This window comes from Streptomyces sp. NPDC047130 (genome assembly GCF_040643475.1).
GTDB lineage: Bacteria > Actinomycetota > Actinomycetes > Streptomycetales > Streptomycetaceae > Streptomyces.
In genome coordinates, this window is sequence record NZ_JBEYUK010000016.1 from 1 (window position 1) to 12,063 (window position 12,063).

12 protein-coding genes are annotated in these 12,063 nt (G+C 69.8%); 2 read left to right on the plus strand and 10 right to left on the minus strand.

Annotation, left to right across the window (positions count from 1 at the left end; all coding sequences use genetic code 11):
• The first annotated feature begins 336 nt into the window (after positions 1-336).
• Positions 337-1,203 carry a winged helix-turn-helix domain-containing protein gene (locus tag ABZ836_RS19690; RefSeq protein ID WP_361143840.1) on the plus strand — a complete coding sequence of 289 codons (867 nt, stop codon included), beginning with the start codon at positions 337-339 and terminating at the stop codon, positions 1,201-1,203.
• Entirely contained in the window at positions 1,190-1,891 is a 702-nt protein-coding gene (locus tag ABZ836_RS19695; protein WP_361143843.1) for an HAD family phosphatase, read from the plus strand. The genes ABZ836_RS19690 and ABZ836_RS19695 overlap by 14 nt, the downstream gene beginning before the upstream one ends.
• Positions 1,892-2,847: 956 nt before the next feature.
• On the opposite strand, the gene ABZ836_RS19700 is transcribed toward ABZ836_RS19695, so the two are convergent.
• From ABZ836_RS19700 to recG, 10 genes are all read right to left on the minus strand, one after another.
• Positions 2,848-3,606 (minus strand): hypothetical protein, encoded by a 759-nt coding sequence (locus ABZ836_RS19700; protein ID WP_361143846.1) that lies wholly within the window; start codon positions 3,604-3,606, stop codon positions 2,848-2,850.
• A gap of 224 nt (positions 3,607-3,830) precedes the next feature.
• Positions 3,831-4,262, minus strand: coding sequence for a hypothetical protein (locus ABZ836_RS19705; protein ID WP_361143849.1), 432 nt, complete (start codon positions 4,260-4,262; stop codon positions 3,831-3,833).
• Positions 4,263-4,292: 30 nt separating this feature from the next.
• Entirely contained in the window at positions 4,293-5,150 is an 858-nt protein-coding gene (gene mutM / locus ABZ836_RS19710) for a bifunctional DNA-formamidopyrimidine glycosylase/DNA-(apurinic or apyrimidinic site) lyase (protein ID WP_361143851.1), read from the minus strand.
• A gap of 125 nt (positions 5,151-5,275) precedes the next feature.
• Complete coding sequence (gene rnc / locus ABZ836_RS19715; protein WP_356137813.1) at positions 5,276-6,196, minus strand: ribonuclease III; 921 nt, start codon at positions 6,194-6,196, stop codon at positions 5,276-5,278.
• A 19-nt stretch (positions 6,197-6,215) separates the two neighbouring features.
• Positions 6,216-6,389 (minus strand): 50S ribosomal protein L32, encoded by a 174-nt coding sequence (rpmF, locus tag ABZ836_RS19720; protein WP_052859918.1) that lies wholly within the window; start codon positions 6,387-6,389, stop codon positions 6,216-6,218.
• A gap of 2 nt (positions 6,390-6,391) precedes the next feature.
• Positions 6,392-7,045, minus strand: coding sequence for a YceD family protein (locus tag ABZ836_RS19725; RefSeq protein ID WP_361143855.1), 654 nt, complete (start codon positions 7,043-7,045; stop codon positions 6,392-6,394).
• A 142-nt stretch (positions 7,046-7,187) separates the two neighbouring features.
• The gene (locus tag ABZ836_RS19730; RefSeq protein ID WP_361143858.1) at positions 7,188-8,414 is read right to left on the minus strand and encodes a cell division initiation protein; all 1,227 of its coding nucleotides are present in this window, start codon (positions 8,412-8,414) and stop codon (positions 7,188-7,190) included.
• A gap of 123 nt (positions 8,415-8,537) precedes the next feature.
• Positions 8,538-9,017 (minus strand): pantetheine-phosphate adenylyltransferase, encoded by a 480-nt coding sequence (coaD, locus tag ABZ836_RS19735; RefSeq protein ID WP_356137829.1) that lies wholly within the window; start codon positions 9,015-9,017, stop codon positions 8,538-8,540.
• Between the two features lie 26 nt (positions 9,018-9,043).
• Complete coding sequence (rsmD, locus tag ABZ836_RS19740; RefSeq protein WP_356137808.1) at positions 9,044-9,631, minus strand: 16S rRNA (guanine(966)-N(2))-methyltransferase RsmD; 588 nt, start codon at positions 9,629-9,631, stop codon at positions 9,044-9,046.
• Positions 9,632-9,705: 74 nt separating this feature from the next.
• Entirely contained in the window at positions 9,706-11,913 is a 2,208-nt protein-coding gene (gene recG, locus ABZ836_RS19745; RefSeq protein ID WP_361143862.1) for an ATP-dependent DNA helicase RecG, read from the minus strand.
• Positions 11,914-12,063: the final 150 nt, after the last annotated feature.

Sequence of the window (12,063 nt, forward strand, 5' to 3'; positions counted from 1 at the left end):
TCCGGTCCGGAAGTAACGGCTCAATCCGCGCCCACTGCGCGTCAGTCAACGGCACAACCAGACCAACGATCGGATGATCTGAACGAAACGGCCTAACCCCGTGACCGGGGCGACCTGCGGAGCACTCAGCGTTGCGGGCATGATGGAACTTCCCTTCGTGGGACGAAGGAGGGCGGCGGACTGCTTGGCGGTAGGGCGCCGCCCTCTGGACCACAACATGACCAACCTGGCTAGCCGAGTTGGTCACGACTTGAAGGTAAGGAAGATGGCTAGCCATGTCAACAGCATGACTGACATGGCTGTCCTGATTGCGGTCAAGTCCCCTACCATCGAGACATGACCTTCGTTCCGGAGCCTCTGGACCCAGACGACGACCGCCCGCCTTACGAGCAGGTTGCGAGCAGCCTGGGTGCCGCGATCCGCACCCGCCGTCTGGCACCAGGCGAAAAGCTGCCTTCCCAGAAGGAACTGACCGAGCACTACGGCTTCGCGCGAGCCACGATCCAGCGCGCACTGCGGGATCTCGAAGATGATGGGCTCGTTGTCTCCCGCAAGGGCAGCGGGGTCTACGTCCGGAACAGGACCGAAAGGCCGGCGGGCCTACGGCCGTACGTCGAGCAGGCCTTTTCCAAGCGCCAGGTCACGATCGACTTCGCTGGTTTCTCCAGCGAGACGCTGCACGGTGCGCTTCAGGAGCCGTTGGACAAGATTCGGGTGGGCAGGCTGACCCCCGAGAGCATTACGGTCCGGCTCCTGGTCCCGGACATGTCCGTGCCGCAGGCTGCCCCGGTCCGGAAGTCAGATGGTGCGGATGACGAGCGGCTCCGAGCCCGCATGCACGACATCATGCTTGGTTACGCGCGAAGCATCCGAGATGCCTTCTCGGAGCTGCAGCACCTCGGCCTGGTGGCGCAGACCAGCGTGATGGTTCGAGTTCATAGCGGAACGCCGTTCTTCAAGCTGTACGTCATCAACCAGGAAGACGCGTTCTTCGGGTACTACCCGATCCGCCCGAACAAGGTTGTAGCACAGGGGGAGGCCATCGAGATCTACGACTTGGTCGGCAAGGACGCCACGCTCTTCCACCACTCCGTCAACGACGGAGAGTCCTCCAGCGGGACACAGCAGGTTCAGCAAGCGCAGATGTGGTTCGACAGCGTCTGGCAGACCATCGGAAGGGACTTCGACCTTGACGCACGTTGATCCCCTTGCCGAGGTGCTGGCCCACGTTGAGGCTGTGTTCTTCGACTTCGACGGCCCTCTGTGTGATGTCTTCGCTGGCCTGCCAGCCCCACAGGTGGCTGACGAGCTAACGCGCCTTCTTGCTGCGAAAAGTGCCGCGGCTGGTGAGCGAGCAGCCGCTACGGACGACCCCATTGAGGTCCTGCGCATCGCTCACGATGAAGACGCGGCCCTCGGGAATGAAGTCGAGCGTGCACTGGCTGCCACTGAAGTGCGAGCTGTAGGGGTGGCGGGCGAGCCCACCCCAGGCGGCGTCGCAGCGTTGAAGGCTGCGAGTGCTGCGGGGCGCAAAGTGGCCGTCGTCAGCAACAACTCGGCTGACTGTGTGCGGGCCTTCCTGGCACTGCACTCCCTGACCGAGTACGTCGGCGAGGTCGTCGGCCGACCGGCCAATCATCCTGACCTGATGAAGCCCAACCCGTACCTGCTCATCACGGCAGCCGAGCAGCTCCGCACGCAGGTTGCGGCATGCGTACTTATCGGTGACTCAGTGACCGACATCGAGGCTGCCCGCGCGGCTGGAGCCGAGGTCATTGGCTACGCAAACAAGACGGACAAGCCCGCAGCATTCGCCGAAGCCGGCGGCCGTGTCATCACCGACGACATGCAGTCCATCGCCGACGCTTTGCTTGCCCTGCGGAACGCATAGCCGCGACGCGGCCCGGGGACTGTTACGGGTTTCTCTACCTCATCAAGCCCGGCTGCGCTCCGCTCCGCCGGGCGCGCTCCCGGCTCCGCGTCGCGCTGCGCTCCTGCCTTCGGCCCGCTCCGCGCACGCTGCGCCGACGCGCACCCACGAATAGGAGCAGCACCAGGCGGTGAGGCGGGTACCGCACGACCGGGGCCGCGGTGAAGGACATGCCTCCGGCGGGGGACCGGCCGACACCGGGATGGAGGGGGCGCCGCGGCCGAGTGCCGGCCAAAGGTAGCTGATGCGGGGGAGCTCCCATCCCGTCTGCCGTCGACCCAGGCAGAGCCGAGCAGACACGGCACCTGGCGTCCAGGTCGTTCGTACAGTGGCGCGCTCCACCTGGACGCCAGGCACCGCGCCTGCTCCACGGAGTGTGGGTCGACGGCAGACGGGATGGGAGCTAGGGGAAGCTTAGGGCACTGAGCTGCGCAGGTGTCTGCCTGCTTGCCTCTTGATGGGCAACCTCGCCGCGCACTGCAGCTGCGAGAATCGCATACATGGTCAAGATTAAGTAAAAAAATCTTCCAACTTGACTCGCCCACTTGGCGATCCGGGCTACGCTCCGTGACCGAAGGTCAGCATAGCGACGGAGCGTAGCCCGGATCGCCAAGTGGGCGACACACAAAACTACGCTCCGTGAGAGCTCTCTCTGCTTTCTAGCTAAACCGCAGGTCAGACGCCAGCGAGGGCATGCCTCGCCCCACCACCGAAGTAACGTGAGTGCGTCTTCCGGAGGCCTTCAAGAGACGCCCCGGTCAGAACCACGATCTCGATGTCGTCGTGTCCCCTGAGCTCACGCTCAAGCTGAAACCTAGCGCGCAGAGCTGCTCGGGTCTCGGAAGCCGGGAACTCCTGCCGCACATCAGTGTCACCCGTGTGACGGTTGTAGACGAGCAGGAAGTGCCTTAGAGCCTTCATGTAGCCGACCTCCCCTTGATGCCCTCGATCTCCTGCAGGATCTTCCGTAGCGTGACCAGGCTCGGATCCAGGCGAGCCAAGCAATCTTCTCGCTCGCCACCAGAGACGATGGATGCGGCCACATCCCTCTCTAGCTCAAACAGCTTAGCTGAGAGGCCTTCCATGCTCGAGATGATGTCGGTCACCGCCTCTCCACCATACTCCGGAGGTTCTCCGTATCTGATACCCCGGCCGAAGATGTCTGCAATCCGCTCGAAGACGTTCGCCCACAAGTCCTGCCCAACCGTACGGATCTGAACCTCAACGGTCCTGCCGCCGGCTGAGATGAGCACATGCACTGCCCTGTAGCCGACCATGGGGTCTTCTCGCCGATCCTTGACGGAGCATCTGTGCCCCTGCCCTTCAAAGCGCTCAGCCACCATGGCTGTGAGCTCATCTTGCTCCGTCAGGGTGAGAGGGCCTGACACCCGGATCCCGGCGATGTCCTGTATGCGCGCGAGATTCGTGCTCGAGCCACGTGCCTTGGCTCGCTGCAACTTCTGGATAAGGGTGTCAGTCGTCTTGAGCCGGTGTGTGACACCCAGCGGCCACGTCACGCTGTCGCATAGTTCGTCGATCTGGCCACGGGCGACACCCAGCAGCTCGCTGTAGTCAAGGAGGAGATCCTCAAGGAGGGTCAAGTCCTCCTCCGAGACGGCCTCAGGAAGCTCAAGACGCTTGCCGAGCTTCTGAATCGCCGAGTTGGACATGGGCATCGCACCAACATAGGGGAAGAGCAACCACCGCCGCTCCAGGAATACTTGTCCACTTCAAGGTCCACGCCGGTTCGGGCCGTCTCCGGGCCGTCCCAGGCTGCTCAGCGAAGACCAACGCTGACAACCAACGACAACAAAGTCGCTGGTCCCAGCGTTGCTCCTCTACATCACCGCAGGTAGGAGGACGGGTCCGTCACTTCTTCGGCTACTGAGACAACCGGTCGTCACGCGGGCCGCATCGGCGCGACGGTCGTCTCGACGCCGCGGTGGCGGAGGCGCAGCGCCAGGACCTCCATCTCGACGAGCGTGCCGACGAGACCGTCCTGGGCGAGGAGCGCCGCCTGCGCCCGTGCCGCGCCGAGGGACAGGTCCCCAGCCTCCCTGAGGGCCCGCAGTACGGGGACCAGGTGCGGCACCTCGCCGGAGAGGCGCAGCCGTGCCGGGCCGTGGACCCGCAGCAGGACCTGCCGGACGCTCTCGGGCGTGACGGGGCCGCTGTCCTGTTCGCACCACGCGTTCGGACAGTCGGCGCACCGTCCTTCGGTGCCCCACCGCAGCGTGCCGCCGTGGAAGAACTGACCCACGTCGCAGGTGGTGGTGGATCCGCACGCCTCGCACCGGCCGGTGACCGTCGTGCCTTGCGTGATCATGCTCATCCGCGTCCCCCTGTACGTGCCACCCGGCGGTCACCGTGGCCGGGGCGGCCTCTGGCAGTGGGGGCAGAAGTAGCTGGACCTGTTCATCCACGGTCGTCGCCGCATGGGCGTGCCGCAGCGGCGGCACGGCTGGCCCTCGCGGCCGTAGGCGTCCAGGGAGCGGTCGAAGTAGCCGGACTCGCCGTTCACGTTGACGTACAGGCTGTCGAAGCTGGTGCCGCCGACCTGCAGGGCCTCGGACATCACGTCGCGGACGTGGCCCAGCAGTTCCGCCGTGCGCGGGCGGGTGAAACCGGCCGTGGGGCGCTCGTAGTGCACGCGGGCGCGCCACAGCGCCTCGTCGGCGTAGATGTTCCCGACCCCGCTGATCAGCGACTGGTCCAGCAGCGCCCGTTTGACGGTGGTGCGGCGGCGGCGCAGCGCCTGGTGGAAGGCCTCGTCGTCGAAGAGGGGGTCCAGCGGATCGCGCGCGATGTGGGAGATGACGTCGGGCAGGCCCTCGGCGTCGGTCGGGTGCAGCGAGAGACCGCCGAAGGTGCGCTGGTCGACGAAGCGGAGCTCGGTGCCGAGTCCGTCGTCGAAGCGGATCCGGATGCGCAGGTGCTTCTCGTCCGGGGCGTCGTGCGGCTGGACCAGCAGCTGCCCGCTCATGCCGAGGTGGGCGAGGACGGCCTGGTCCACGTCCTCCAGCGGCAGCCACATGTACTTGCCGCGCCGGCTGGGCACGCCGACGCGGTGGCCGGCCAGGCGGCCGGCGAAGTCCTCGCCGCCCGCGAGGTGGCGCCGCACCGCGCGCGGGTGCAGCACCTCGACGGCGTCGACGGTGCGGTGGGCGACCCATCGTTCCAGGCCGCGCCGGACGACCTCGACCTCGGGCAGTTCGGGCATGGCTCGGTCTCCCCCGTGGGCTGGGCGTGGGCGAACGCCCGCCCCCGGTGGTCCGGGGGCGGGCGTTCACGGGTGTACCGCGGTGGCCCGTGCGCGCCGCGCACGGGCCGGCCGGAAGGGCCGGGTCAGGCGGACGCCTGCTCGGCGCCGGCCGGTCCGCCGCCGTGCGGCGCGTCGGCCTCGCCGGTCGCCTCCGACCCCTCCGCCCCTTCCGCCTCCTCGGCGGCCGAGGCTGCCGGTTCGGCCGAGGCGGCGTCGGACGCGACCGCGTCCGCGGCGGTGTCGGCGGCGGGCGTCGCGGCGGCGGCCTCCACGGCCTCCGCCTTGGCGCGCTCGTCCGCGGCGGCCCGGATGGCCCGCCAGGCGGATTCCGCGGCCTGCTGCTCCGCTTCCTTCTTGCTGCGGCCGGTGCCGGTGCCGTACGAGACGCCTCCGACGCGGGCGGCAGCAGTGAAGGTCTTCTCGTGGTCGGGGCCGGTCTCCGTGACCAGGTACTCGGGGACACCGAGCCCCTCGGTCGCGGTGAGCTCCTGGAGACTGGTCTTCCAGTCCAGGCCGGCGCCCAGGTTCGAGGACTTCTCGATCAGCGGGTCGAACAGGCGGTGCACCAGCTCCGCCGCCGCGTCCAGACCCTGGTCCAGATAGACCGCGCCGATCACCGCTTCGAGGGTGTCGGCGAGGATGGAGGCCTTGTCCCGGCCGCCCGTGCCCTCTTCACCGCGGCCGAGCCGGATGAAGGAGCCGAGGTCGAGCCCGCGGCTCACCTCGGCCAGCGCGCGCGAGTTGACCACCGCGGCCCGGAGCTTGGCCAGCTGGCCCTCCGGGAGGTCGGGGTGGACCCGGTACAGCGTGTCCGTGACCACCAGGCCGAGCACGGAGTCCCCGAGGAACTCCAGCCGCTCGTTGGTGGGCAGGCCGCCGTTCTCGTACGCGTAGGAACGGTGGGTCAGCGCACGCACCAGAAGGGCGGACTCGAGTCTGTACCCGAGCCGCCCTTCCAGAAGCGTGTGGGACGAGGCCGTGTCCGCCTTCTTGGCGTTGGACATGGAGCCTCTCACCAGCCGCTCAGACCTCGAGGACCTGGCGCTTGTTGTACGTGCCGCAAGACGGGCACGCGATGTGCTGCTGCTTGGGCTCGTGGCAGCGCTCGCACGACACCAGGGTGGGGACCGCAGCCTTCCACTGCGACCGGCGGTGGCGCGTGTTGCTGCGCGACATCTTCCGCTTCGGAACAGCCACGGCTACTTCTCCTGCTTCTCGTCGGCGCGTGCTGACTGAGGCGCGCCGCCGCTCATCTCGTCCTTATCGCCGGATTCGAGTGAACCGGCGAGTCCCTGCAGAGCCGCCCAACGGATGTCGACGGCATCGTGGTGGTGGTCCGGGTCGTCCGCCAGCCGCACCCCGCACTCGGGGCACAGACCAGGGCAGTCTTCCTGGCACACCGGCTGCATCGGCAGTGCGAGTACCACCGCGTCACGCAGCACGGGCTCGAGGTCGAACATGCCGTCCTCGAGGTAGAGAGTGTCCTCGTCGTCCTCGGCGTCGTCGCCGGGCTCCGCCTTGGGGCGGCCCCGGTCGTCGGCGTCAGGGTACGAGAACATCTCCTGGAAGTCCGCCACGAGCTGACGCTCGAGCGGCTCCAGACACCTTACGCACTCCCCCTCGGCCTTCGCACGGGCGGTCCCCGTGACGAGGACGCCCTCCAGGACCGACTCCAGCCGGAGCTCGAGCTCCACCGGGGCGCCCTCCGGCACTCCGATCACGTCGGCGATGCCGAGGTCACGGGGCGCGTCGACCGTCCTGGTCAGGCGCTGCAGCGCACCGGGCCGCCGCCCCAGCTCATGCGTGTCGAACACGAGAGGGTCGCGGTGGTCGAGGCGGGCGTTCTGAGCCATTCCAGCCTTAGGTCTGCGAAGAGATGAGGGGGGACGTCGCGCCGAGAAGGCACGACCGAAGAGCCAGGATACTGGACGTTTCGACCGGCTCCCAAACCGGCTCCCGAACCGCCCCCCTCGACGCCGCTCGCCGGCCGCGCCGCTACTGGCCGCGGCCCTGCTCGTAGGCGCGCATCTGCTCCGGCGTGATCATGCTGGTGTCGAAGAAGCTGGTCTCGTCCAGCGCGCGGGCCGGAGCGGGCACGGCCGGCTCCCCGTAGCCGTTCTGCTGCCCGTAGTCCTGCTCGTACCCCTGCTGGGGCTGGTGCTGGGGCTGGTGCTGCGGCTGGTGCTGCGGCTGCTGCCCGTAGCCGCCGTAGGCGTCGGCCTGGGTGTAGTCGTAGCCGTAGCCCTGCGAGTGCTGGGACTGGTCGTAGCCGCCGTAGGAGGCCGCGGCGGGCTGGGGCTGCTGGTAGCCGTACGGGTCCTGGGCGGGCTGCTGCTCGTACGGCGAGGGCTGCTGGTGCTCGTACGGCGACTGCTGCTCGAACGGCGGCTGCTGGTCGTACTGCGGCTGGTGCTGCGGCTGCGGCTGGTGCTGCGGCTGCTGGGGAAGCCGGGGCTCCCGCTGCTCGGCGTGCCGGTCCAGGCGCCGGTCGGGGGCCTGCGCGGCGTCCGCGAGCCCGGCCAGGTAGTCGGCGTCGCTCTCGTGGTGCAGCGGCATGCCGTCCTCGTCCACCGGCAGGTCGGCCAGCGCGTCGGAGGCGATCCGGCCCTGGAGCTTGTCCCGGCCGCGGCCGACCGCCTCCAGCGTCTTGGCGAGGACCGCCTCGAAGGCGCCCAGCTTGGCGTCGACGTAGCTGTCCGCGTCGCGGCGCAGCGTCTCCGGGTCGTGGCTGCGCTCGGGGGCGTCCTCGTCCTCGTAGCCGTTCTCGTCGAGGCCGGGGCCGGTGCCGAGCAGCTTCTCGCGGCCGCGGCCCACCGAGCCGAGGGTCTTGGTGAGGACGACCTCGAAGTTGGCCAGCTTGGAGTCGACGTAGTCGTCCGCCTCGGCCTTGATCTCCTCGGCCTCGGCCTGTGCCTCGGCGAGGATGCGCTCGGCCTCCTGCTGGGCCTGGCGGGCGATCTCGGTGCCGGAGATCAGTGAGGCGCGCTCGGCGTGGGCGCCCTCGACGATCCGGCCGGCCTCCTCGCGGGCCTGCTGGACCATCGTCTCGCGGCCGCCGATCAGCTCCTGCGCCTGGGCGAGGGAGCCGGGCAGGGCGTCCCGCACCTCTTCCAGCAGGGCGAGGAGCTCGGCGCGGTTGACCACGCACGAGGCCGACATGGGCATCGACCTGGCACCTGACACCATGCCGACGATCTCGTCGAGCTTGTTCTGCACGTCCACCTGGACTCGCCACTCTCTACAGCTGGTTGGAGACGGACGGGACGACTGTACGGCGACTGCCGCCCCGTCCGACACGGATGACGGGACGTCCCTGCGCCCCCGGCGCGTCGGCGCCGCGTGGACTCAGTTCCGGCGCAGCCGGTCGGTGAGTGCCGTCAGGACGGTCGGGGGCACCAGGTGCGCCACGTCGCCGCCCCAGGCCGCCACCTCCTTGACCAGGGAGGAGGACAGGAAGCTGTACGTCGGGTTGGTGGGGACGAAGAGGGTCTCCACGCCGGAGAGCCCGTTGTTCATCTGGGCCATCTGCAGCTCGTAGTCGAAGTCGCTGACGGCGCGCAGCCCCTTGACGATGGCGGGGATGTCGCGCTGCTTGCAGAAGTCGACCAGCAGGCCGTGGTGGGACTCGACGACCACGTTGGCGCAGTCGGCGGTCACCTCGCGGATCAGTTCCATCCGCTCCTCGACCGTGAACAGGCCCTTCTTGTTCTGGTTGATCATCACGGCCACGTACACCTCGTCGTACAGACGGGAGGCTCGGGCGATGATGTCGAGGTGTCCGTTGGTGATGGGGTCGAACGACCCGGGACATACGGCGCGGCGCACGTGAGATCCCTCGCTCTCCGGTCCGGTCATGACGCGTCCTCGCTGGTGGAGGCGGCGTGACCGTACCAAAAGGTGCCCTCGCCGTAACGACGGGACCTCAGTGGTGCGAAACCGCCGGGCCAGTGGAAGGCGCCGCCTCGGGTGCTGCGCTCCACGGTGACGAGCGCCTCGTCGGCGAGCCAGCCTCCGGCGTGGAGTGTGAGCAGGATCTCCCGGAGATCGTCGTCCGTGACCGCGTAGGGCGGGTCGAGGAAGACCAGGTCGTAGGGGTCGCCCGGGGGCGGTCCCTGGATCACCTGCCCGGCCTTGGCGTTGCGGACCTCGGCGCCGGGAAGCCCCAGCGAGCGGACGTTCTCGCGGACGGTGCGGGCGGCGCGGGCGTCGGCCTCCACCAGCAGGGCGTGGGCGGCGCCTCGGCTGAGCGCCTCCAGGCCGACGGCGCCGGAGCCGGCGTACAGGTCGAGCACGCGTTCGCCCTCCAGGGGGCCGCCGAGCAGCGCCTCCCAGGTGGAGAAGAGGCCCTCGCGGGCCCGTTCCGAGGTGGGGCGGGTGCTGGTGCCCGGGGGGACGGCCAGGCGGCGTCCCCCGGCCGTCCCGGCGATCACGCGGCTCATCTGCTGCTCAGGTCCTCTGGTTCGGCGACTGGTTCGGCGTCCGGTGCGACGGCGTGCTGTGGATCTCCAGTCTCTCAGCCCTTCTCCAGGTACTGCTCCCGGTCCTCGTCGAGGAGGGCGTCCAGGGCGGCGCGCAGGCCCGGGTGGGCGGTGAGGCCGGGGTCCTCGGCGACCACGGCGGTGGCCTCCTCGCGCGCCTGGGCGATGACCTCCTCGTCGTCGATGACGGCGAGGACCCGCAGGGAGGAGCGGGCGCCGGACTGGGCCTGGCCGAGCACGTCGCCCTCGCGGCGCTGCTCCAGGTCGATCCGGGAGAGCTCGAACCCGTCGAGGGTGGAGGCCACCGCGTTGAGCCGCTGCCGGGCGGGGCTCGCCTCGGGCGCGTCGGTGACCAGCAGGCACAGGCCGGGCGCGGAGCCGCGGCCCACGCGGCCCCGGAGCTGGTGGAGCTGGGAGACGCCGAACCGGTCCGCGTCCATGATCACCATGGCGGTGGCGTTGGGGACGTTCACGCCGACCTCGATCACCGTGGTGGCGACCAGGACGTGGGTCTCCCCCGCGGCGAACCGGCGCATCACGGCGTCCTTGTCGTCCGGGTGCATCCTGCCGTGCAGCACCTCGACCCGCAGGCCGGCGAGCGGGCCCCGGGCGAGCTGCTCGGCGACCTCCAGGACGGCGAGCGGCGGGCGCCGGTCGGCGGTCTCGGCCTCCTCCTTCTTCTTCCGGCCCTTCGGGTCGTCCTCCTCGTCCCCGATGCGCGGGCAGACCACGTAGGCCTGGTGGCCGTTCTCCACCTCCTCGCGGACGCGTTCCCAGGCGCGGGCCAGGAAGTGCGGCTTGTCGGCGGCGGGGACCACGTGGCTGGCGATCGGGGAGCGCCCGGCGGGCAGCTGGTCCAGGACCGAGGTCTCCAGGTCGCCGAAGACGGTCATGGCGACCGTGCGCGGGATCGGGGTGGCCGTCATCACCAGCAGGTGGGGCGGCTGCCTGCCCTTGCCGCGCAGGGCGTCGCGCTGCTCGACCCCGAAGCGGTGCTGTTCGTCGACGACCACCAGGCCGAGGTCGTGGAACTGGACCTTGTCCTCGATCAGGGCGTGGGTGCCGATGACGATGCCGGCCTCGCCGGTGGCCAGGTCCAGCAGCGCCTGGCGGCGGGCGGCGGCGCCCATGGAGCCGGTGAGCAGCACGACCTTGGTGGCCTGCTCGGCGCCGCCCAGCATGCCGCCCTGGGCGAGGTCGCCCATCATCTCGGTGACCGACCGGTGGTGCTGCTGGGCCAGCACCTCGGTGGGGGCGAGCATGGCGGCCTGTCCGCCGGCGTCGACCACGGCGAGCATGGCCCGCAGCGCGACCATCGTCTTGCCCGAGCCGACCTCTCCCTGGAGGAGGCGGTGCATCGGGTGCTCCGCGGCGAGACCGTCGAAGATCTCCTTCGACACCTTCCGCTGGCCCTCGGTGAGGGTGAACGGGAGGCGCTCGTCGAAGGCGGCGAGGATGCCGTCGGCTGTGGGCCTGCGGGGCACGGCGGGCAGCTGGGCGTCGGCGTGGCGGCGGCGGGCGAGGGCGACCTGGAGGACGAACGCCTCGTCCCACTTGAGGCGGGAGCGGGCGTCCTCGACGTCGGCCGGGGTCTGCGGCCGGTGGATCTTGAGCAGCGCCTCGGGGAGGGGGACCAGGCCCCGGCCCTCGCGGAGGCCGGCCGGCAGCGGGTCCACGGCCTCCCGGGCGCCGGGCAGGACCGTCTGGACGGCCTTGGCCAGCTTCCAGGACTCCAGCTTGGCCGTGGCCGGGTAGATCGGGATCAGCGCTCCCGCCCAGCTGTCGACCGCCTCCGCGGCGTCCTCGCCGCGCAGCAACTCGTAGGCAGGATGGGCGAGTTGGAGACGCCGGTTGAACATGGAGACCTTGCCGGCGAAGAGCGCGCGGGTGCCGGGGAGCAGTTCCTTGTGGGGTTTGTGGACGCCGTTGCCGAAGAACACCAGCTGGAGGCGGCCGCTGCCGTCGGTGATGGTGACCTCCAGGCGCTGGCCCTTGCCGCGCGGGGCCCGGCTGGAGGCGAAGGTCGCCAGCCGGGCGTCGGCGACCTGGGCGACCACGGTGACGTGCTCGTCCATGGGGAGGTCGGCGAGCCGGGTGAGCCGGCCGCGCTCCTCGTACCGCCGCGGGTAGTGGTGCAGCAGGTCGCCGACGGTGTGCAGGCCGAGGTTCTCGGCCATCACCTTCGCGGTGGCGGGGCCGAGCACCTTCTTCAGGGGTTCTTCCAGTGCGGGCACGCCCCCCATTCCACACCACGGGTGCGACAGGGCCGCGGAATGCCTGTGGAAACTCCTGGTCAGGTGTGTTCTTCAGCTCCTAGGATGACGCGTCCGTCCACCACCGACCCGCGGACCACCGCCCCACACGGTGCCGCCCGACCCCGCGCCGACCGCTGT